The organism is Pseudomonas donghuensis (assembly GCF_000259195.1).
In the GTDB taxonomy this organism is placed as follows: domain Bacteria; phylum Pseudomonadota; class Gammaproteobacteria; order Pseudomonadales; family Pseudomonadaceae; genus Aquipseudomonas; species Aquipseudomonas donghuensis.
The window spans coordinates 75,527-94,910 of the sequence record NZ_JH650763.1 but is presented as its reverse complement, the minus strand read 5'-3'; the positions used below and the strand labels follow the sequence as shown (position 1 = coordinate 94,910).

Below are 19,384 nucleotides of genomic sequence, written 5' to 3'. Positions count from 1 at the left end.
CGCCCACGTCGTCCCCGAGCAGCATGCCCAGCCACTGGGTCGGACGCACGAACTCTTCCTTGCGTGCACCCCAGCGCATGCGCTTGGGGATCGGCAGGTCGTTGAGCGAGTCTTCGACGATGGTTGGCAGCAGGCTGGCGGTGGCCTTGCCCGGGATGTGCTGGGAGAAGCGCAGCTTGGCGCCGCTCTGGTCGATATCCGACAGCTCTACCCCGCACTTCTTGGCAAAGCCCAGGGCGGCCTGGGTCGGGTTGCCTTCAGCGTCGAAGGCCGCCTGGCGTGGCGGGCCGTCAAGGTTGACGCTGCGGTCCGGCTGCTGGGTGTCGAGGTTGCGGATCAGTACGGCCAGGCGGCGCGGCGCGGCGAACACCTGCTTGTCGGTGTAGTTCAGGCCTGCGGCCTGCAGGCCTTTTTCGATACCGGCGAGGAAGGCATCAGCAAGGCTGCTCAGGGCCTTGGGTGGCAGTTCTTCGGTGCCCAGTTCAACCAGGAAATCTTGAGCACTCATTGTGCAGCCTCCAGCTTAGCCAACACTTCATCACGCAATTCAGGGGACGCCATCGGGAAGCCCAGCTTGGCGCGGGCTTGCAGGTAACTCTGGGCCACGGCGCGGGCCAGGGTCCGTACACGCAGGATGTAACGCTGACGCTCGGTCACCGAGATGGCGCGACGGGCATCGAGCAGGTTGAAGGTATGCGAGGCCTTGAGGACCATTTCATAGGTCGGCAGCGGCAGCTCCAGCTCGATCAGGCGGTTGGCTTCGCTCTCGTAGAAGTCGAACAGCTCGAACAGCTTCTCGACGTTGGCGTGCTCGAAGTTGTAGGTCGACTGCTCCACTTCGTTCTGGTGGAACACGTCGCCGTAGGTCACCTTGCCGAATGGGCCGTCGGTCCAGATCAGGTCGTAGACCGAATCAACGCCCTGCAGGTACATGGCCAGGCGTTCCAGGCCGTAGGTGATTTCACCGGTGACCGGGAAGCACTCGATGCCGCCTACTTGCTGGAAGTAGGTGAACTGGGTGACTTCCATGCCGTTGAGCCAGATTTCCCAACCCAGGCCCCAGGCGCCGAGGGTCGGCGATTCCCAGTTGTCTTCGACGAAACGGATGTCGTGCACCAGCGGGTCGAGGCCAATGGCTTTCAGCGAGCCCAGGTACAGTTCCTGGAAGTTCGCCGGGTTCGGCTTGAGCACCACCTGGAACTGATAGTAGTGCTGCAGGCGGTTCGGGTTTTCGCCATAACGGCCATCCGCCGGACGACGGCTAGGCTGCACATAGGCGGCGTTCCAAGTTTCCGGGCCGATGGCGCGCAGGAACGTGGCAGTATGGAAAGTGCCGGCGCCTACTTCCATATCGTAGGGCTGAAGCACCACACAACCTTGCTCGGCCCAGTAGTTCTGCAGGGCGAGGATCAAGTCTTGGAAGGTACGCACGGCTGGCGTAGGCTGGCTCACGAAATTCACCTGTTTCTAGGGCTGCGAATATAAAGAGCGGGAGTATAACCCGATTCGCGCAGGCCTCTACCCTTGGAGCCTTATGCCACGTTGCTTTTGGTGTACCGACGATCCGCTTTACCAGGCTTACCACGACCAGGAGTGGGGCACGCCGCAGCGTGATCCGCGCCAGCTGTTCGAGATGTTGCTGCTGGAAGGCTTCCAGGCCGGGTTGTCGTGGATCACCGTGCTGAAAAAGCGCGAACGCTACCGCCAGGTACTGTTCGGCTTTGACCCGCAGCGCCTGGCGCAGATGAGCGATGAAGAAATCGAGGAGCGCATGCTCGACCCGGGCATCATCCGCAACCGCCTCAAGCTCAATGCCGCACGGCGCAATGCGCGGGCCTGGCTGGAGCTGGAACACCCCGCTGATTGGCTTTGGTCGTTCGTCGGCGGTGCGCCGAAAATCAATCATTTCGTTCAGCGTAGCGAGGTGCCAGCAGTCACCGAGGAAGCCACGGCAATGAGCAAGGCCTTGCAGAAAGCCGGTTTCACCTTTGTCGGCCCGACCATCTGCTACGCCTTCATGCAGGCCACCGGCATGGTCATGGACCACACCACCGATTGTGATCGCTACGCCGCTCTGCTGCGCTGAGGGTTACAATGGCCGGCTTGTAGAAAGAGGAACCAGCCTGTGGATAAATTCAAGGGCGCCTTGATGGTCGGGGCGTTGCGGTTGTTTGCCAAGCTCCCTTGGGGCGCGGTACAGCGGGTCGGCGCGGCCATCGGCTGGATCATGTGGAAGGTGCCGAACAGTTCGCGCAACGTGGTGCGCATCAACCTGGCCAAATGCTTCCCGGAAATGGACCCGGTTGCCCGTGAGCGACTGGTGGGCCGGACCCTGATGGACATCGGCAAATCCTTCACCGAGAGTGCCTGCGCCTGGATCTGGCCGGCCCAGCGCTCGCTCGACCTGGTGCGTGAGGTCGAAGGCCTGGAAGTGCTTGAAGCTGCCCTGGCTTCGGGCAAGGGCGTGGTCGGCATTACCAGCCACCTGGGTAACTGGGAAGTGCTCAACCACTTCTATTGCAGCCAGTGCAAACCGATCATTTTCTACCGCCCGCCCAAGCTCAAGGCGGTCGATGACCTGCTGCGCGAACAGCGCGTGCAACTGGGCAACCGCGTGGCGGCGTCGACCAAGGAAGGCATCCTGAGCATCATCAAGGAAGTGCGCAAAGGCGGTCAGGTGGGGATTCCCGCCGACCCGGAGCCGGCCGAATCGGCGGGCATCTTCGTGCCATTCTTTGCCACCAAGGCACTGACCAGCAAGTTCGTGCCGAACATGCTCGCGGGCGGCAAGGCGGTCGGGGTGTTCCTGCATGCCCTGCGCCTGCCGGACGGTTCCGGTTTCAAGGTCATTCTGGAAGCGGCGCCCGAGGCGATGTACAGCGAAGACACCGAAACCTCGGCGGCGGCCATGAGCCAGGTGGTCGAGCGCTATGTGCGGGCGTATCCGAGCCAATACATGTGGAGCATGAAGCGCTTCAAGAAGCGCCCGGCGGGTGAGTCACGCTGGTATTGAGGGCCCTATCGCTGGCAAGCCAGCTCCCACAGGATCGAGTTTGGCCATCAGTTGTGGGAGCCGGCGTTGCCGGCGATGGACCGCGAAGCGGTCCTAAACAGCCCTGTCGAGCTTCTTCAGAAATACCGTCATCTCTTTCTCGGCCTGCTTGTCGCCATGCGCGCGAGCCGCTTCCAGCCCCTGCTCCCAGGCCTTGCGCGCCGCCGCCAGGTCACCCTGTAGCTGATGCGCCTTGCCCAGCAGCTTCCACGCCGCCGAGTACTTCGGGTCGTGCTCGACGCAGCGCTGCAAGTGCACGGCCGCCTCGGCGCCATTGCCCTCATCGAGCCAGGCCTTGCCCAGGCCGAAACGCAACAGGGCGTTATCCACACCCTTGGCCAGCATCTTTTCCAGTGATTCGCGCATTCCAGGCCCCCCTTAGAAGAAGCTCAACCCTACATGGAACAGCTTCTCGACGTCACGGATGTACTTTTTATCCACAACGAAGAGGATCACGTGGTCGCCGGCTTCAATCACCGTGTCGTCATGGGCGATCAGTACTTCTTCGTCGCGGATGATCGCGCCGATGGTGGTGCCCGGTGGCAGGGCGATGTCTTCGATGGCCTTGCCGATTACCTTGCTCGACTTCGAGTCACCGTGGGCAATGGCCTCGATGGCCTCGGCCGCACCCCGGCGCAGCGAGTGCACGCTGACGATATCGCCGCGGCGCACGTGGGCCAGCAGGGTGCCGATGGTGGCCAGCTGCGGGCTGATGGCGATGTCGATTTCGCCACCCTGGACCAGGTCGACATAGGCCGGGTTGTTGATGATGGTCATCACCTTGCGCGCGCCCAGGCGCTTGGCCAGCAGCGAGGACATGATGTTGGCTTCATCATCGTTGGTCAGGGCCAGGAAGATGTCGGCTTCGGCAATGTTCTCTTCCAGCATCAGGTCACGGTCCGAGGCGCTGCCCTGCAGTACCACGGTGCTTTCCAGGGTGTCGGACAGGTGCCGGCAACGGGCCGGGTTCATCTCGATGATTTTCACCTGGTAGCGGCTTTCGATGGCCTCGGCCAGGCGTTCGCCGATCTGCCCGCCGCCCGCGATGACTACGCGCTTGTTGGTCTCGTCGATGCGCCGCAGCTCGCCCATCACCGCACGGATGTGCGCCTTGGCGGCGATGAAGAACACTTCGTCGTCGGCTTCGATAACCGTGTCGCCCTGCGGCAGGATCGGCCGGTCACGGCGAAAGATCGCCGCCACGCGGGTGTCGACATTGGGCATGTGCGCGCGGATCTGGCGCAGTTGCTGGCCTACCAGCGGCCCGCCGTAGTAGGCCTTGACCGCTACCAGCTGGGCTTTGCCTTCGGCGAAGTCGATCACCTGCAGGGCGCCGGGGTGTTCGATCAGGCGCTTGATGTAGTGGGTGACCACCTGCTCGGGGCTGATCAGCACGTCGACCGGAATGGCGTCGTTGTCGAACAGGCCGGCGCGAGTCAGGTAGGCCGATTCGCGCACCCGGGCGATCTTGGTCGGGGTGTGGAACAGGGTATGGGCAACCTGACAGGCGACCATGTTGGTCTCGTCGCTGTTGGTCACCGCCACCAGCATGTCGGCGTCATCGGCACCGGCCTGGCGCAGCACGGTTGGAAAGGAGGCGCGGCCTTGCACGGTGCGGATGTCCAGGCGGTCGCCGAGGTCGCGCAGACGGTCGCCATCGGTGTCGACCACGGTGATGTCGTTGGCTTCGCTGGCCAGGTGTTCAGCCAGCGTACCGCCGACCTGCCCTGCGCCGAGGATGATGATCTTCATCCGCTGTTCCCTTCTCTTGTTATCCGCGCGCGGCGGCGATTTTGATCAGCTTGGCATAGTAGAAGCCGTCGTGCCCGCCTTCCTGGGCCAGCAGCTGGCGGCCATGGGGCTGGCGGATACCGGCCTGGGTCGCCAGGTCCAGCTCACGCGCACCGGGGGTGCGGGCGAGGAACGCCTCGATCACTTCGGTGTTTTCCGTCGGCAGGGTCGAGCAGGTGGCGTAGAGCAGGATGCCGCCGACCTCGAGGGTTGGCCACAGGGCATCGAGCAGCTCGCCTTGCAGGCTGGCCAGGGCGGCGATGTCGTCGGCCTGGCGGGTCAGCTTGATGTCAGGATGGCGGCGGATCACCCCGGTGGCTGAGCACGGCGCGTCGAGCAGGATGCGCTGGAAGCCCTTGCCGTCCCACCAGCTGGCGGTGTCGCGGGCGTCGCAGGCGATCAACTGGGCGTCGAGGCCGAGGCGATCGAGGTTCTCGCGCACGCGGGTCAGGCGTTTGGCTTCCAGGTCAATGGCAACGACGGCATCGAGCCCGGCTTGGGCTTCCAGCAGGTGGCAGGTCTTGCCACCCGGGGCGCAGCAGGCGTCGAGCACGCGCTGGCCGGGGGCCAGGTCGAGCAGGTCGGCGGCCAGTTGTGCGGCTTCGTCCTGGACGCTGATCCAGCCCTGGTCGAAACCGGGCAGGCCGCGGACATCGCAGGCTTCGGCGAGCAGGATGCCGTCGCCGCTGAACTGGCAGGGCGCCGCTTCAAGGCCGGCTTCACGCAGCAGTTCGAGGTAGGCATCGCGGCTGTGATGGCGGCGGTTGACCCGCAGGATCATCGGCGGATGGGCGTTGTTGGCGGCGCAGATGGCTTCCCAATGCTCGGGCCAGAAGGCCTTGAGCGACTTTTGCAGCCAGCGCGGGTGCGCGGTGCGTACGACCGGGTCGCGTTCGAGTTCGGCGAAGATCTCGCTGCTTTCCCGTTGCGCACGGCGCAATACGGCGTTGAGCAAGCCCTTGGCCCAGGGCTTTTTCAGTTTCTCGGCACAGCCTACGGTTTCGCCGATGGCGGCGTGCGCGGGGACGCGCGTGTAGAGCAGTTGGTACAGACCGACCAGCAGCAGCGCCTCGACGTCGGCATCGGCGGCCTTGAACGGCTTCTGCAACAGGCGCTCGGCCAGGGCCGACAGGCGTGGTTGCCAGCGCGCGGTGCCGAAGGCCAGGTCCTGGGTCAGGCCGCGGTCACGTGCTTCGACCTTGTCCAGCTGGCTTGGCAGCGAGCTGTTCAGCGACGCCTTGCCACTGAGTACTGCCGCCAGGGCGCGGGCGGCTGCCAGACGTGGATTCATTGGCCAAGCACCGTGCCGGTGGCGAATTTTTCGCGGCGGCTGTTGAACAGGTCGCTGAAGTTCAGTGCCTTGCCGCCAGGCAACTGCAGACGGGTCAGGCACAGCGCCTGTTCACCGCAGGCGACGATCAGCCCGTCCTTGCTGGCAGAGAGAATTTCACCCGGGGCGCCCGAGCCTGTGGATAAGTTCGCAGCGAGGACCTTCACCGCTTCCCCGTTGAGGGTGCTGTGGCAGATCGGCCACGGGTTGAAGGCGCGAATCAGGCGCTCCAGCTCAACCGCCGGGCGGCTCCAGTCCAGGCGCGCTTCGTCCTTGTTCAGCTTGTGTGCATAAGTGGCCAGGCTGTCGTCCTGAACTTCACCCTGCAAGGTGCCAGCAGCAAGACCGGCAACGGCCTCGAGTACGGCTGGTGGGCCCATTTCGGCCAGGCGATCGTGCAAGGTGCCGCCGGTGTCGCTGGCACTGATCGGGGTGCTGACCTTGAGCAGCATCGGCCCGGTGTCCAGGCCTGCTTCCATCCGCATTACGGTGACGCCGCTTTCGCTGTCGCCGGCTTCGATCGCACGTTGGATCGGCGCGGCGCCACGCCAGCGAGGCAGCAGCGAAGCGTGACTGTTGATGCAGCCCAGGCGCGGAATATCCAGCACCGCCTGCGGCAGGATCAGGCCGTAGGCGACCACCACCATCAGGTCCGGTTGCAGGGCTGCCAGTTCCGCTTGCGCCTCGGCGTTGCGCAGGGTCGGCGGTTGCAGGACCTGGATGCCGTTATCCACAGCCAGTTGCTTGACCGCGCTTGGCATCAGTTTTTGCCCACGCCCGGCCGGGCGGTCCGGCTGGGTGTAAACCGCCACCACGTCATAGGGGCTGTCGATCAGGGCCTTGAGGTGTTCGGCGGCAAACTCTGGGGTGCCTGCGAAGACAATGCGCATGGAGTTCTCGCTTAAAAAGAAAAAGGCTTGCCGGAGCAAGCCTTTGGGAAGAGGAGATCAAGCTTGCTGGCGATGCTGTTTTTCCAGCTTCTTCTTGATTCGGTCGCGTTTGAGCGTCGACAGGTAGTCAACGAACAGCTTGCCGTTGAGGTGGTCGCACTCATGCTGGATGCACACTGCCAGCAGGCCTTCGGCGACCAGCTCGTACGGCTTGCCGTCGCGATCCAGCGCCTTGACCTTGACCCGTATCGGGCGATCGACGTTCTCGTAGAAGCCGGGCACCGACAGGCAGCCTTCCTGGTACTGATCCATTTCGTCGGTCAGCATCTCGAGCTCGGGGTTGATGAACACCCGTGGCTCGCTGCGATCCTCGCTCAGGTCCATGACCACGATGCGCTTGTGCACGTTGATCTGGGTGGCGGCGAGACCGATGCCAGGGGCTTCGTACATGGTTTCAAACATGTCATCGATCAACTGGCGAACGCCGTCGTCGACTTCGCTCACCGGTTTGGCGATGGTACGAAGGCGCGGGTCCGGGAATTCGAGGATGTTCAGAATGGCCATAAGCGTATGAGCTGCACTGTGCGATGAATTACAAACATGAGTACACATAATAAAGGGATTCGGCGCATTCGGCACCTGGCAAAGGTCAGCTAAGGTTTCAGGGGGCTTTCGCACCCGTGCCTGCAAGCCTGAAGGAATACCCTTGAGGGAAATCCTTCAACCGGTTGTCAAAGTATTATCAACAGAGTTATCCACAGCTTCTTCACGGCAGACCCGGGCTGCCCGATCAAGGATGATCGTTATGTCGCAACCCTTATCGTCGGCGTGTTCACCCGCCGAACTCGAAGCGCGCTTGCGTCTTCATTTGCTGCCGTCCCTGGGGCCGCGGCGTTTTCACACCCTTATCCAGGCCTTCGGCAATGCCTCGGCGGCACTCAGCGCGCCGGCCTCGGCCTGGCGCGCGCTGCAGGTACCGGCAGAGAGCAGCGATGCCCGGCGCAGCCTTGGCGTGCGCGATGGCGCGGCGGCTGCAATGCGCTGGCTAGAGGCTTGTGACCAGCATTTGTTGATGTGGGACGAGCCCTGCTACCCTGGCTTGCTGGCCGAACTGGGGGACGCCCCGCCGCTGCTGTTCATTGCCGGCAACCCGGCCATCCTGGAAAAACCACAGCTGGCGATCGTCGGCAGTCGCCGGGCTTCCAGGCCGGCGCTGGATACCGCTGCGGCTTTCTCTCGCAGTCTTTCCCGGGGTGGTTTTGTCATTACCAGCGGCCTGGCCCTGGGGGTCGATGGCGCCGCGCATCAGGCTGCCCTGGATGCTGGCGGGCAGACCATCGGCGTGTTGGGTACCGGGCTGCAAAAACTTTATCCACAGCGTCACAGGGCGCTGGCGGCCGCAATGATCGCGCAAGGCAGCGCGGTGATTTCCGAGTTTCCGCTGGATGCCGGGCCGACAGCCAGCAACTTTCCCCGGCGTAACCGGATCATCAGCGGCCTGTCACTGGGCGTGCTGGTGGTCGAGGCGAGTCTTGCCAGTGGCTCGCTGACCACCGCCCGCTTGGCCGCCGAGCAAGGCCGGGAGGTGTATGCGATTCCAGGCTCGATTCATCACCCAGGGTCCAAGGGTTGTCACCAGTTGATCCGCGATGGCGCCTTGCTGGTGGAAACCGTCGACCAGATCGTCGAGACCTTGCAGGGTTGGCAGCGCTTGCCGCCCTTGCAGGCGGCCGCCACCCCCCGCCATGAACTGGTCGATCTGTTGCTGGCTGCGCCGCAAACCACCGAGGGGCTGGCCAGCAGCAGTGGCTGGCCGTTGCCCAGGGTGTTGGCGGCGCTGACTGAGCTGGAGCTGGCGGGCAGCGTCTGCAATGAAGCTGGGCGTTGGTTTGCCCGGCCTGGCTAAGTACACTGCTATCTGCCTTTATGCGGAGTGAAAGCAATGGTGAGCAGTTGGCGTGTGCAACAAGCCGCGCGTGAAATTCGGGCCGGTGCGGTGATTGCCTACCCGACCGAGGCGGTCTGGGGCCTGGGCTGTGACCCGTGGAACGAAGAAGCGGTGGATCGCCTGCTGGCAATCAAGTCGCGCTCGGTCGACAAGGGATTAATCCTGATCGCCGATAATATCCGCCAGTTCGACTTCCTTTTCGAGGATTTCCCCGAAACCTGGCTGGACCGCATGTCTGCGACCTGGCCGGGACCGAACACCTGGCTGGTGCCGCATCAGAACCTGCTCCCAGAGTGGATTACCGGGGTGCATGACACAGTGGCCCTGCGCGTCAGCGATCATCCGGTGGTACGCGACTTGTGCGCGCTGGTCGGGCCGCTGATTTCCACGTCGGCCAACCCGCAAGGCCGCCCAGCCGCCAAGACCCGCTTGCGGGTCGAGCAGTACTTCCGTGGGCAGTTGGACATGGTGCTCGGTGGCGCCTTGGGTGGGCGGCGTAATCCGAGTGTGATTCGTGACCTGGTGACCGGCGAGGTTGTGCGGGCCGGTTGATGCCCTGATCGCTGGCCAGCCAGCTCCCACAAGATTTACCGAGAGCCCTGTGGGAGCCGGCCTTGCCGGCGATGAATTCATCACCGATTCAAGGCAGCAACACCGTCGACCCCACCGTCCTGCGCGCCGACAGCTCGCTCTGCGCCTTGGCCGCCTCGCTCAGTGGATAGCGTTGCTGGATATCCACAGTCAACTTGCCGCTGGTGATCATCGCAAACAGGTCATCCGCCATCGCCTGGGTGTTTTGTGCATTGTTGGCGTAGCTGGCCAGGGTTGGCCGGGTGACATACAGCGAGCCCTTCTGCGCCAGGATGCCAAGGTTGACGCCGCTCACCGCGCCAGAGGCATTGCCGAAGCTGACCATCAACCCGCGCGGTGCCAGGCAGTCCAGCGAGGTCAGCCAGGTGTCCTGGCCAACGCCGTCGTACACCACCGGGCATTTCTTTCCGTCGGTCAGTTCCAGTACCCGCTGGACCACGTCTTCGCGGCTGTAATCAATGGTTGCCCAGGCACCCAGGGCCTTGGCCCGTTCAGCCTTCTCGGCACTGCTGACCGTACCGATCAACCTGGCTCCCAATGCCTTGGCCCATTGGCAGGCCAGCGAGCCGACGCCCCCGGCGGCGGCATGGAACAAAATGGTATCGCCCGGCTGCACCGCGTAGGTCTGCTTGAGCAGGTACTGCACGGTCAGGCCCTTGAGCATCACTGCCGCCGCTTGCTCAAAGCTGATGCTGTCGGGGAGCTTGACCAGATTGGCTTCAGGCAGCACATGCACTTCGCTGTAGGCACCCAGCGGGCCGCCGGCATAGGCGACGCGGTCGCCGATTTTCAGCCCAGAGACCTGCTCACCCACTGCCTCGACCACCCCGGCGCCTTCAGTGCCCAGGCCCGAGGGCAGCGATGGCGGCGCATAGAGGCCGCTGCGAAAGTAGGTATCGATGAAGTTCAGGCCGATTGCCTGGTTACGCACGCGAACTTGCTGCGGGCCGGGCGTCGCCGGCTCGAAGTCGACCAGGGTGAGGACTTCGGGGCCGCCATGCTGGCTGAACTGGATACGCTTGGCCATCTGCACTCTCCTGAAGGTACCGGGAAAACCCCTATCGGACGCCTTTGCTTGATCGCCGTCAACTGCGGCCAGCCTGCCGCCGGTGGTATGCTACGCGCCGAATTTGCCTTAGCCCGCTTCCAGGTGACCTGATGACTAGCCGCACCGAGGCCGTGAAAGCCTACCTGCTCGACCTGCAAGACCGTATCTGCACCGCCCTCGAAAACGAAGACGGTGGTGCCCGCTTTGTCGAGGATGCCTGGACGCGCGAGGCCGGCGGCGGTGGGCGGACCCGGGTGATCGGTGATGGCAAGGTCATCGAGAAAGGTGGGGTGAACTTCTCTCACGTTTTCGGCAGCGGCCTGCCGCCATCGGCCAGTGCCCACCGGCCGGAGCTGGCCGGGCGTGGCTTCGAAGCGTTGGGCGTGTCGTTGGTGATTCACCCGCATAACCCGCATATACCGACCTCACACGCCAACGTGCGTTTCTTCATTGCCGAGAAAGAAGGTGAAGAAGCCGTCTGGTGGTTCGGCGGTGGCTTTGACCTGACGCCCTACTACGGTAACGAAGAAGACTGCGTGCACTGGCACCGGGTTGCCGAGCGCGCCTGTGCGCCTTTCGGTGCCGACGTCTATCCGCGTTACAAGGCCTGGTGCGACCGCTACTTCCACCTCAAGCACCGCGGCGAACCACGGGGTATTGGCGGCCTGTTCTTCGATGACCTGAACGAGTGGGACTTCGATACCTGCTTTGCCTTCATCCGTGCCATTGGCGATGCCTATGTCGAGGCTTACCTGCCGATCGTCCAGCGCCGCAAGGATCAGCCCTATACCGCCGAGCAGCGTGAGTTCCAGGAATACCGTCGTGGCCGTTATGTCGAGTTCAACCTGGTCTACGACCGTGGCACCCTGTTCGGCCTGCAATCGGGCGGGCGCACCGAATCGATCCTGATGTCGCTGCCACCGCACGTGCGTTGGGGGTACGATTGGAAGGCCGCGCCAGGCAGCGAAGAAGCGCGCCTGACCGAGTATTTCCTGCAGGACCGTGACTGGCTTGGCGAGGCCAAGACCAGCCATTGAGCTGCTGTGGATAACTTTCCGGGCCTGCCCGGCCTTGACCCAGGAACCGCGTGAATGGACCAGTACGTTGTATTCGGCAACCCGATCGGCCACAGCAAGTCGCCGCTGATCCACCGTCTGTTCGCCGACCAGACCGGCCAGCAGTTGGAATACAGCACCTTGCTGGCGCCGCTGGATGATTTCAGCATGTGTGCCCAGGGCTTTTTCAAGCAGGGCCTGGGTGCCAACGTCACTGTGCCGTTCAAGGAAGAAGCCTATCGCCTGGTCGATAGCCTGACGCCGCGGGCCAAGCGCGCCGGGGCGGTGAACACCCTGAGCAAGCTGGTCGACGGCAGCCTGCAGGGCGATAACACCGATGGCGCCGGGTTGGTCCGCGATCTTACCGTCAATGCCGGTGTGCAACTGACCGGCAAACGCATCCTGCTGCTCGGCGCCGGCGGGGCCGTGCGCGGGGTGCTGGAGCCGTTGCTGGCACACAACCCGGCATCGCTGGTGATCGCCAACCGCACGGTGGAAAAAGCCGAACAACTGGCCCGTGAGTTCGCCGACCTGGGGCCGGTGGCTGCCAGCGGTTTCGACTGGCTTGAAGAGCCGGTCGACCTGATCATCAATGCGACTTCTGCCAGCCTTGCCGGTGAGCTGCCGCCCATCTCCGCCAGCCTGATCGAGCCGGGTAACACCGTGTGCTACGACATGATGTATGGCAAGGAGCCGACGCCTTTCTGCCGTTGGGCCAGCGAGCACAAGGCCGCCAAGGTCCTGGATGGCCTGGGCATGCTCGCCGAACAGGCCGCCGAGGCGTTCTTCATCTGGCGTGGCGTGCGTCCCGACACCGCCCCGGTGCTGAACGAATTGCGCCGCCAACTGGCGCGCGGCTAATCCTCGAAGCGGATCGGGCAGTTCGCTGCCCCTTCGAGTTTGTGCAATTCCTCGATCACTTGCGGGCGCGCCCGTTGCAGCGTCAGGCTGCCGCCTGCGCGACCTAGCCGTCGTGCCTCGCGGTGCAGCATGTCGACCCCGGAATAGTCGATGAAATTGATCTGCCGCGCATCGATCACCACCTGCGGGCCCTGGCAGCGTTGCAGGCGTACCTGCAGGTAATGACTGGCGCCAAAGAAGATTGAACCGCCTACACGCAGTACATCGGCATCGCCCTCCCGGGACTGCTGTACCCGTGGTCGCGAGGTGCGCTTGAGGTAAAAGAACAGCGACGCCAGCACCCCGGCGTAGATGGCCGTTTGCAGTTCCAGCAACAAGGTGGCGGCGCCCGTCAGGGCCATGACCAGGAATTCCGAACGGCTGACCCGGAATAGCGCACGTATCGCCCGATGATCAACCAGGCCCCAGCAGATCAGCAGGATACTGCCAGCCATGGCCGGGATCGGGATATGCGCGATCAACCCCGCCCCGGTCACCGCAAACAAGGTTACCCACAGGGCGGCAAACACCCCCGCCAGGGGCGAGCGGGCGCCAGCGTCATAGCTGAGCCCGGAGCGGGTGAAGGAACCGGACGACAGATAGCCGGAGAAGAATCCGCCGACCATGTTCGACAGGCCCTGAGCGCGGATCTCCTGATTGGCGTCGATGAGCTGTTCAGAGTGCGATGACAGCGAGCGGGCAATCGACAGGCTGGTGACCAGGCCGAGCATGCCGACCGCCACGGCGCTGGGCAGCAGACGCAGGATCAATTCCAGGTCCAGCAGTGGCAACGGACTCAACGGTGGCAACTGGCCGATGAAGCCGGGTACCAACTGCACATGGCCAAATAGCCCTGGTAGCGACCAGGCCAGCAAGCTGGCGAGCGTCAACGTTATCAACAGGCCGGGCCAGCGCGGGCGCAGCATCTTTACCGCAGCACCCAGCAGCACAGTGCCCAGGCCGAGCAATAACGAAGGCCAATCCACCTCCCCGGCGTGCTCCAGCAGGTGTTGCAGGGTCTTCAAGGCCGTGGCCTGGCTGGGCAGGTTCATCCCCAGCAAGTTGGGCAGTTGTCCAAGCGCGATCACCACCGCAGCACCCAGGGTGAAGCCCAGCACCACCGATTGCGAGACAAAATTGACCAGCGCGCCAAAGCGCAGCAGCCCCAGCAACCATTGAAACACCCCAGCGAGGAAGGTCAGCAGCAGGATCAGGGTGATGTAGTCGCTGCTGCCAGCGACCGCCAGCGGGCTGACGCTGGCGTAGAGAACGATGGAGATCGCCGCCGTTGGCCCGCAGATCAGGTGCCAGGACGAACCCCACAAACAGGCGACCATCACCGGCACAATCGCCGCGTACAGCCCGTACTCGGCGGGCAGCCCGGCGATCAGGGCGTAGGCGATCGATTGTGGCAGTGCCAGGATCGCCCCGCTCAGACCCACCAACAGATCACGGCGCGCGCTGGCTCGGGTCTGGCGCGGCAGCCAGGTGAGAAACGGCAGCAGTCGGTGGCGATCAGGCCAGGCCATGAAGACTCTCTATCGCAGGCAGAAGCTGTTCAGGGTGCGATGTCCGACGCTCGGGTGCAAGCCGTGTCAGAAGACAAAGTTCACGTGCTCACCGTGGTGCAGTTTCAGCTCCAGGGCATCGACCATGGCGGCTGCCACCCGTGCCAGGCGCTGCAGTGGTTCGGCCAGACCGGGTTCGAGGGTGCCATGCGTCTGGTGAAAGTGCTCGATGCCCAGGCCGGCGACTTGCTGCGGACTGTTGATCAGGGTCCAGTGCAGCGGGCTGCGTTGCAACAGGTCGACGATCTGGTCGGCACAGGCCCGTTGCTGCTCGCTGTGCCCTTCGCCCTGATCGAGCACGCTGAAATCGCCCACCAGCAACAGCCGGCGTATAGTGGTGCGGGTCATGCCTGCGATCAGCGCCTGGCTCATGCGCAGTTGTGCGGCAAAGTCGTCGGGCGCCAGTGCAGGCAGCAGGCAGACCACTGCCGAGCCACCGGCCACGCTTTGCTCGGCCTGATCGGGGTTGTCCAGGCCGCCAGTCTTGAAGTGCAAGCCGGGGCGTGGCGCCAGGCTGTTGAGGTTATCGACCACGGCGATCACCTCATGCTGGCGCTTGAGCAATTCGGCCATCAGGGCGCTGCCCAGGCTGCTCAAACCTCCCAGCAGGACCAGTTTGAACGCTGGGGTTTCGGCATTTTTCACCAGATCACTCCATTGGCAGCGGGTGATCATTTGACCCGTGTAGACCCTGCGGGTTCGTTGTAATTCAGGAGTTTTCGTGCAAAGGATCAAAGGCTATCACGCCCATATCTACTATGACGCCAGCACCATGGAGCAGGCCCGGCAACTGTGTGAAGAAGCCGCGCGGCTGTTTCCGGTGACCATGGGGCACAGCCATAAAAAGCCGGTCGGGCCGCATCCGGACTGGAGCTGCCAACTGGCGTTCGGGCCTGAGGTGGTGGGGGTGGTGTTGCCCTGGCTGGCGTTGTATCGCCGAGGGTTGGTGGTGTTTCTGCATCCGCTGACCGGCGATGAATTGGCCGATCATCGTGATCATGCGATCTGGATGGGGGCGGTGCGGCCTTTGGATCTTTCGATCTTCAAGTAGTTTACGGCTCCGGGGTAGGAGCGGGCTTGCCCCGCGATTGCGATCTGTCTGATGGACCGCAATCGCGGGGCAAGCCCGCTCCCACAGGTATCAAGCCTTGCGCGCACCTCGCACACCCTGGGCCAGTGCCGAGCACAGCTCAAGCACATCACCCACGGCCTGCTCGGCAGTCTTGGCAGTGGCAATCTTGTCGACCAGCGCCGAACCGACCACGACACCATCCGACAGTTTGGCAATTGCCGCGGCTTGCTCCGGGGTGCGGATACCGAAGCCGACGCTGATCGGCAGGTCGGTGTGGGGACGCAGGCGCTCGATGGCACTGCTGACGTGTTCGGTCGTCGCGGAGCCGGCACCGGTCACACCGGCAACCGACACGTAGTAGACAAAGCCCGAGCTGCGCTCCAGCACGCGTGGCAGGCGCACGTCATCGGTGGTCGGGGTGGTCAGGCGGATGAAGTCGATACCCGCGGCCTGGGCCGGGGTGGCCAGCTCGGCGTCATGCTCCGGTGGCAGGTCGACGATGATCAGGCCATCCACGCCCACTGCCTTGGCCTGGGCAACGAAGGCCTCGACGCCAAAGCGGTGGATCGGGTTGTAGTAACCCATCAGCACGATCGGCGTGGTCTGGTTGTCGACGCGGAACTCGCCCACCATCTGCAAGGTCTTTGCCAGGGTCTGGCCGGCCTCCAGGGCGCGCAGGGTGGCGAGCTGAATCGCCACGCCGTCGGCCATCGGGTCGGTGAACGGCATGCCCAGCTCGATCACGTCGGCGCCAGCGGCGGGCAGGCCTTTTAGAATTTGCAGCGAGGCGTCGTAGCCTGGGTCGCCAGCAGTGATGAAGGTGACCAGTGCCGAGCGGCCTTCGGCCTTCAGCTCGGCGAAGCGTTGTTCAAGACGGCTCATGCCTGTTTCTCCTGGGCAGCCATATGGCTCATCACGGTTTGCATGTCTTTGTCGCCGCGCCCGGACAGGCACACCACCATCAGGTGATCCTTGGGCAAGGTCGGCGCGCGTTTGATCGCTTCGGCCAGGGCATGGGAGGTTTCCAGGGCCGGAATGATGCCTTCCAGGCGGCAGGTGGTGTGGAACGCGGCCAGGGCTTCGTCGTCGGTGATACTGACGTATTCGACCCGCTTCACTTCGTGCAACCAGGCGTGTTCAGGGCCGATGCCGGGGTAGTCGAGGCCGGCGGAAATCGAGTGGGCGTCGGTGATCTGGCCGTCGGCATCCTGCAGCAGGTAGGTGCGGTTGCCGTGCAGTACGCCCGGTACGCCACCGTTGAGGCTGGCGGCATGCTTGTCGGTGTCGACGCCATGGCCCCCGGCTTCAACGCCGATGATTTGCACGCTGGCGTCATCGAGGAAGTCGTGGAACAGGCCCATGGCGTTGGAGCCGCCGCCGACGCAGGCAATCAGGCTGTCGGGCAGGCGCCCTTCCTTGGCCTGCAGCTGTTCGCGGGTCTCTTTGCCGATGATCGATTGGAAGTCGCGGACCATTGCCGGGTACGGGTGCGGGCCGGCTACAGTGCCAATCAGGTAGAAGGTGTCGTCGACGTTGGTGACCCAGTCGCGCAGGGCCTCGTTCATCGCGTCCTTGAGGGTGCCGGTGCCGGCGGTTACCGGGACGATTTCGGCGCCCAGCAACTTCATGCGGAACACGTTGGCCTGCTGGCGCTCGATGTCGGTGGCGCCCATGTAGATCACGCAAGGCAGGCCGAAACGCGCGGCGACGGTGGCAGTGGCCACGCCGTGCATGCCGGCGCCGGTTTCGGCGATCAGGCGTTTCTTGCCCATGCGCTTGGCCAGCAGCACCTGGCCGATGCAGTTGTTCACCTTGTGCGCGCCGGTGTGGTTGAGCTCTTCACGCTTGAAGAAGATCTTCGCGCCACCGCAGTGTTCGGTCAGGCGTTCGGCGAAGTACAGCGGGTTGGGCCTGCCGATGTAGTCGCGCTGAAAGTACGCCAGTTGCTCGAGGAACTGCGGGTCGGCCTTGGCCGCTTCGTACTCGCGGGCAAGGTCCAGCACCAGCGGCATCAGGGTTTCTGCCACGTAGCGGCCGCCGAATGCGCCAAACAGGCCATTGGCATCAGGGCCGGCGCGGAAGTTGGTCTGGGTCATGGGTCGCTCCAGGGCGGTAGTTAAGTCGTCAATGGCTTTACTCTAACCACGACACGCGCAGCTGAAAACCGATAAGATTGCGACAACATGTCAGGAAAACTCACACGTTATGCGCCAGGACCTGCCTCCCCTCAATGCCCTTCGGGCCTTTGAAGCCACCGCCCGGCTCAACAGTGTCAGCCAGGCAGCCGAGCATCTGCATGTTACTCATGGCGCAGTGAGCCGCCAGTTGAAGGTGCTTGAAGAGCATCTTGGCGTGGCGCTGTTCGTCAAAGAAGGACGCGGCCTTAAACTCACAGATGCCGGCGTGCGCCTGCGCGATGCCAGCAGCGATGCTTTTGAGCGCTTGCGCGGGGTTTGTGCAGAAATCAGCCAGAGCAGCGCCGATGCGCCGTTTGTCCTCGGTTGCTCCGGCAGCCTGCTGGCGCGCTGGTTTATCCCGCGACTGGGCCGGCTCAAGGCGGACTTGCCAGAACTGCGCCTGCACCTGTCCGCCGGTGAAGGTGATCTCGACCCGCGCCGCCCCGGGCTGGATGCGCTACTGGTGTTTGCCGAGCCGCCGTGGCCTGCGGATATGCAGGTGCACGTGCTGGCCCAAGAGCGCATCGGCCCGGTGCTCAGCCCGCACTTTCCCGGGTTCAACCGCTTGCAGCGGGCGCCTGCGCAGGCGCTACTGGCGGAAACGCTGCTGCAGACCACCTCGCGCCCACAAGCCTGGCCAAACTGGGCCGTGCAGCAGGGTATCGACCCCCAGGCGCTGCGCTATGGGCAGGATTTCGAGCATCTGTATTACTTGTTGGAGGCGGCAGTGGCGGGGCTGGGGGTGGCGATAGCGCCGCAGCCGCTGGTCGCTGATGACTTGCGTGGCGGGCGCCTGGCTGCGCCCTGGGGGTTTTGTGAAACCCAGGCGGCGCTGGCCCTGTGGGTGCCGCGACGCGCCGCAGATGGGCGCGCCGAGCAATTGGCTGGCTGGTTGCGCGCGGAACTTGCGCGCCAGGCCGCTTAGTTACCGCGTCTGCACAGCAGGTACGCCGCCAGCAAGCCGAGGGCACCGACAGCGACACCGGCGGTGGTCCACGGGTGTTCCTGGGCATAGTCGCGGGTCGCCAGGCTGGTCTCGCGGGTTTTGGTTTTGACTTCTTCGTAGGCATCGCTGAGCAGGTGGCGTGAATGGCGCAGGGCATTCTCGGCATTGCTCTTGAGCGCCTTCAGGGTTTTGCGCGACTCATCCGAGGCATCGTCCTTGAGGCTTTCCAGTGACTTGAGCAGGCTTTCGATTTCCGCTTCCATGCTTTGCAGTGAAGCTTTACGCAGCGAGGTGTTGGCCATGGTGACTCTCCTTCAAGGTTGAGTTGAGCTGTGTAGATTCCGACTACAGGGTGTTGAGAAAGTGCAGTCGAACTTTTAGTGGCATTTACCCTTCGCAGGTAAAACAGCCCAGCGCTGCTAGGCTCTATCTGACATTCAAAAAGGAGATTGCCCATGTCTGATCACCACACCTACAAGAAAATCGAACTCGTCGGCTCCTCGCCTACCTCCATTGAAGAGGCGATCAACAACGCCCTGGCCGAGGCAGGCAAGAGCATCAAGCATCTTGAGTGGTTCGAGGTGGTCGATACCCGTGGCCATATCAAGGACAACAAGGCCGCGCATTTTCAGGTCACGCTCAAGGTGGGTTTTCGCATCGTCAACAGCTGAAGCGGTGATACTGGCTTGTGCGGGTCAATTGCGTTACACAGTCCTGAGGCGCCCGGCCTGCCTGGCGCCCTTCTCTATTTTGATCTGAACAAGGAAAGCGATCGATGAAGAAGTTGGTAGTAGCGATTGGTTTGATGACGTTGGCGGGTACTGCGCTGGCTGCTGGCAAGCCGTGTGAAGAACTCAAGGCTGAAATAGCCGCCAAGCTCGATGCCAAGGGTGTCAGCGGCTATTCCCTGGAAATCGTCGATAAGGGCGCAGCCGCGGATGGCAAGGTCGTGGGTAGCTGCGAAGGCGGCACCAAGGAAATCGTCTACAAGCGCGGGTGACTGTGTTGAAGCCATC

The 19,384-nt window shown here is 63.4% G+C and carries 23 protein-coding genes; 10 read left to right on the top strand and 13 right to left on the bottom strand.

Going from position 1 to position 19,384, the window contains the following annotated elements:
- The coding region (locus UW3_RS26895; protein WP_010222690.1) for a glycine--tRNA ligase subunit beta at window positions 1-508 on the bottom strand (508 nt) is incomplete at its 3' end.
- Complete coding sequence (gene glyQ / locus UW3_RS0111890; protein ID WP_010222689.1) at window positions 505-1,452, bottom strand: glycine--tRNA ligase subunit alpha; 948 nt, start codon at window positions 1,450-1,452, stop codon at window positions 505-507. The genes glyQ and UW3_RS26895, both read right to left, overlap by 4 nt.
- An 82-nt stretch (window positions 1,453-1,534) precedes the next feature.
- Here glyQ and UW3_RS0111885 point away from each other — a divergent pair, with 82 nt between their 5' ends.
- Together UW3_RS0111885 and UW3_RS0111880 are read left to right on the top strand one after the other, a co-directional pair.
- Window positions 1,535-2,086 (top strand): DNA-3-methyladenine glycosylase I, encoded by a 552-nt coding sequence (locus tag UW3_RS0111885; RefSeq protein ID WP_010222688.1) that lies wholly within the window; start codon window positions 1,535-1,537, stop codon window positions 2,084-2,086.
- 39 nt (window positions 2,087-2,125) lie between these two features.
- The gene (locus UW3_RS0111880; RefSeq protein WP_010222687.1) at window positions 2,126-3,013 is read left to right on the top strand and encodes a lysophospholipid acyltransferase; all 888 of its coding nucleotides are present in this window, start codon (window positions 2,126-2,128) and stop codon (window positions 3,011-3,013) included.
- Between the two features lie 93 nt (window positions 3,014-3,106).
- Here UW3_RS0111880 and UW3_RS0111875 read toward each other — a convergent pair whose 3' ends face one another.
- The 5 genes from UW3_RS0111875 to def are packed head-to-tail and all read right to left on the bottom strand — an operon-like array spanning window position 3,107 to window position 7,627.
- Window positions 3,107-3,418 (bottom strand): tetratricopeptide repeat protein, encoded by a 312-nt coding sequence (locus UW3_RS0111875; protein ID WP_010222686.1) that lies wholly within the window; start codon window positions 3,416-3,418, stop codon window positions 3,107-3,109.
- A gap of 12 nt (window positions 3,419-3,430) precedes the next feature.
- The gene (gene trkA / locus UW3_RS0111870) at window positions 3,431-4,804 is read right to left on the bottom strand and encodes a Trk system potassium transporter TrkA (RefSeq protein WP_010222685.1); all 1,374 of its coding nucleotides are present in this window, start codon (window positions 4,802-4,804) and stop codon (window positions 3,431-3,433) included.
- Between the two features lie 19 nt (window positions 4,805-4,823).
- Entirely contained in the window at window positions 4,824-6,134 is a 1,311-nt protein-coding gene (gene rsmB / locus UW3_RS0111865; RefSeq protein ID WP_010222684.1) for a 16S rRNA (cytosine(967)-C(5))-methyltransferase RsmB, read from the bottom strand.
- Complete coding sequence (gene fmt / locus UW3_RS0111860) at window positions 6,131-7,063, bottom strand: methionyl-tRNA formyltransferase (RefSeq protein WP_010222683.1); 933 nt, start codon at window positions 7,061-7,063, stop codon at window positions 6,131-6,133. Before fmt ends, rsmB begins: the two co-directional genes overlap by 4 nt.
- A 57-nt stretch (window positions 7,064-7,120) precedes the next feature.
- Window positions 7,121-7,627 carry a peptide deformylase gene (gene def, locus UW3_RS0111855; protein WP_010222682.1) on the bottom strand — a complete coding sequence of 169 codons (507 nt, stop codon included), beginning with the start codon at window positions 7,625-7,627 and terminating at the stop codon, window positions 7,121-7,123.
- A 241-nt stretch (window positions 7,628-7,868) separates the two neighbouring features.
- Here def and dprA point away from each other — a divergent pair, with 241 nt between their 5' ends.
- Together dprA and tsaC are read left to right on the top strand one after the other, a co-directional pair.
- Window positions 7,869-8,969, top strand: coding sequence for a DNA-processing protein DprA (dprA, locus tag UW3_RS0111850; protein WP_010222681.1), 1,101 nt, complete (start codon window positions 7,869-7,871; stop codon window positions 8,967-8,969).
- A gap of 36 nt (window positions 8,970-9,005) precedes the next feature.
- Window positions 9,006-9,563, top strand: a complete 558-nt coding sequence (gene tsaC, locus UW3_RS0111845; protein WP_010222680.1) for an L-threonylcarbamoyladenylate synthase type 1 TsaC — start codon at window positions 9,006-9,008, stop codon at window positions 9,561-9,563.
- An 88-nt stretch (window positions 9,564-9,651) separates the two neighbouring features.
- On the opposite strand, the gene UW3_RS0111840 is transcribed toward tsaC, so the two are convergent.
- Window positions 9,652-10,629 carry an NADPH:quinone reductase gene (locus tag UW3_RS0111840; protein WP_010222678.1) on the bottom strand — a complete coding sequence of 326 codons (978 nt, stop codon included), beginning with the start codon at window positions 10,627-10,629 and terminating at the stop codon, window positions 9,652-9,654.
- 131 nt (window positions 10,630-10,760) lie between these two features.
- Between UW3_RS0111840 and hemF the strand changes: the two genes are divergently transcribed.
- Window positions 10,761-11,687, top strand: a complete 927-nt coding sequence (gene hemF, locus UW3_RS0111835) for an oxygen-dependent coproporphyrinogen oxidase (protein ID WP_010222677.1) — start codon at window positions 10,761-10,763, stop codon at window positions 11,685-11,687.
- Window positions 11,688-11,741: 54 nt separating this feature from the next.
- Window positions 11,742-12,566 carry a shikimate dehydrogenase gene (gene aroE / locus UW3_RS0111830; protein WP_010222675.1) on the top strand — a complete coding sequence of 275 codons (825 nt, stop codon included), beginning with the start codon at window positions 11,742-11,744 and terminating at the stop codon, window positions 12,564-12,566.
- Here aroE and UW3_RS0111825 read toward each other — a convergent pair.
- Entirely contained in the window at window positions 12,563-14,134 is a 1,572-nt protein-coding gene (locus tag UW3_RS0111825) for a SulP family inorganic anion transporter (protein ID WP_010222674.1), read from the bottom strand. The two genes, aroE and UW3_RS0111825, sit on opposite strands and share 4 nt — an antisense overlap.
- Before the next feature lie 66 nt (window positions 14,135-14,200).
- Complete coding sequence (locus tag UW3_RS0111820) at window positions 14,201-14,818, bottom strand: NAD(P)-dependent oxidoreductase (RefSeq protein ID WP_010222673.1); 618 nt, start codon at window positions 14,816-14,818, stop codon at window positions 14,201-14,203.
- 76 nt (window positions 14,819-14,894) lie between these two features.
- Between UW3_RS0111820 and UW3_RS0111815 the strand changes: the two genes are divergently transcribed.
- Window positions 14,895-15,224 (top strand): DOPA 4,5-dioxygenase family protein, encoded by a 330-nt coding sequence (locus UW3_RS0111815; protein ID WP_010222672.1) that lies wholly within the window; start codon window positions 14,895-14,897, stop codon window positions 15,222-15,224.
- A 90-nt stretch (window positions 15,225-15,314) separates the two neighbouring features.
- Here the strand turns inward: UW3_RS0111815 and trpA are convergent, their stop codons facing one another.
- Window positions 15,315-16,127 (bottom strand): tryptophan synthase subunit alpha, encoded by an 813-nt coding sequence (gene trpA / locus UW3_RS0111810; RefSeq protein WP_010222671.1) that lies wholly within the window; start codon window positions 16,125-16,127, stop codon window positions 15,315-15,317.
- The gene (trpB, locus tag UW3_RS0111805; RefSeq protein ID WP_010222670.1) at window positions 16,124-17,341 is read right to left on the bottom strand and encodes a tryptophan synthase subunit beta; all 1,218 of its coding nucleotides are present in this window, start codon (window positions 17,339-17,341) and stop codon (window positions 16,124-16,126) included. Before trpB ends, trpA begins: the two co-directional genes overlap by 4 nt.
- 109 nt (window positions 17,342-17,450) lie before the next feature.
- Here trpB and UW3_RS0111800 point away from each other — a divergent pair, with 109 nt between their 5' ends.
- Window positions 17,451-18,347 (top strand): LysR family transcriptional regulator, encoded by an 897-nt coding sequence (locus UW3_RS0111800; protein WP_010222669.1) that lies wholly within the window; start codon window positions 17,451-17,453, stop codon window positions 18,345-18,347.
- Here the strand turns inward: UW3_RS0111800 and UW3_RS0111795 are convergent.
- The gene (locus tag UW3_RS0111795) at window positions 18,344-18,670 is read right to left on the bottom strand and encodes an ElaB/YgaM/YqjD family protein (protein WP_010222668.1); all 327 of its coding nucleotides are present in this window, start codon (window positions 18,668-18,670) and stop codon (window positions 18,344-18,346) included. The two genes, UW3_RS0111800 and UW3_RS0111795, sit on opposite strands and share 4 nt — an antisense overlap.
- Before the next feature lie 153 nt (window positions 18,671-18,823).
- Between UW3_RS0111795 and UW3_RS0111790 the strand changes: the two genes are divergently transcribed.
- Window positions 18,824-19,039 (top strand): dodecin, encoded by a 216-nt coding sequence (locus tag UW3_RS0111790; protein ID WP_010222667.1) that lies wholly within the window; start codon window positions 18,824-18,826, stop codon window positions 19,037-19,039.
- A gap of 104 nt (window positions 19,040-19,143) precedes the next feature.
- Window positions 19,144-19,368, top strand: coding sequence for a DUF1161 domain-containing protein (locus UW3_RS0111785; RefSeq protein WP_010222666.1), 225 nt, complete (start codon window positions 19,144-19,146; stop codon window positions 19,366-19,368).
- The last annotated feature ends 16 nt before the right edge of the window (window positions 19,369-19,384 follow it).

Coding starts and splice junctions, on each gene's coding strand:
- UW3_RS0111825 (WP_010222674.1), bottom strand. CDS start 14,134: ATGGCCTGGCCTGATCGCCACCGACTGCTGCCGTTTCTCACCTGGCTG.
- UW3_RS0111790 (WP_010222667.1), top strand. CDS start 18,824: ATGTCTGATCACCACACCTACAAGAAAATCGAACTCGTCGGCTCCTCG.
- aroE (WP_010222675.1), top strand. CDS start 11,742: ATGGACCAGTACGTTGTATTCGGCAACCCGATCGGCCACAGCAAGTCG.
- dprA (WP_010222681.1), top strand. CDS start 7,869: ATGTCGCAACCCTTATCGTCGGCGTGTTCACCCGCCGAACTCGAAGCG.
- UW3_RS0111885 (WP_010222688.1), top strand. CDS start 1,535: ATGCCACGTTGCTTTTGGTGTACCGACGATCCGCTTTACCAGGCTTAC.
- trkA (WP_010222685.1), bottom strand. CDS start 4,804: ATGAAGATCATCATCCTCGGCGCAGGGCAGGTCGGCGGTACGCTGGCT.
- trpA (WP_010222671.1), bottom strand. CDS start 16,127: ATGAGCCGTCTTGAACAACGCTTCGCCGAGCTGAAGGCCGAAGGCCGC.
- UW3_RS0111800 (WP_010222669.1), top strand. CDS start 17,451: ATGCGCCAGGACCTGCCTCCCCTCAATGCCCTTCGGGCCTTTGAAGCC.
- trpB (WP_010222670.1), bottom strand. CDS start 17,341: ATGACCCAGACCAACTTCCGCGCCGGCCCTGATGCCAATGGCCTGTTT.
- UW3_RS0111875 (WP_010222686.1), bottom strand. CDS start 3,418: ATGCGCGAATCACTGGAAAAGATGCTGGCCAAGGGTGTGGATAACGCC.
- tsaC (WP_010222680.1), top strand. CDS start 9,006: ATGGTGAGCAGTTGGCGTGTGCAACAAGCCGCGCGTGAAATTCGGGCC.
- UW3_RS0111785 (WP_010222666.1), top strand. CDS start 19,144: ATGAAGAAGTTGGTAGTAGCGATTGGTTTGATGACGTTGGCGGGTACT.
- fmt (WP_010222683.1), bottom strand. CDS start 7,063: ATGCGCATTGTCTTCGCAGGCACCCCAGAGTTTGCCGCCGAACACCTC.
- def (WP_010222682.1), bottom strand. CDS start 7,627: ATGGCCATTCTGAACATCCTCGAATTCCCGGACCCGCGCCTTCGTACC.
- UW3_RS0111840 (WP_010222678.1), bottom strand. CDS start 10,629: ATGGCCAAGCGTATCCAGTTCAGCCAGCATGGCGGCCCCGAAGTCCTC.
- hemF (WP_010222677.1), top strand. CDS start 10,761: ATGACTAGCCGCACCGAGGCCGTGAAAGCCTACCTGCTCGACCTGCAA.
- UW3_RS0111795 (WP_010222668.1), bottom strand. CDS start 18,670: ATGGCCAACACCTCGCTGCGTAAAGCTTCACTGCAAAGCATGGAAGCG.
- rsmB (WP_010222684.1), bottom strand. CDS start 6,134: ATGAATCCACGTCTGGCAGCCGCCCGCGCCCTGGCGGCAGTACTCAGT.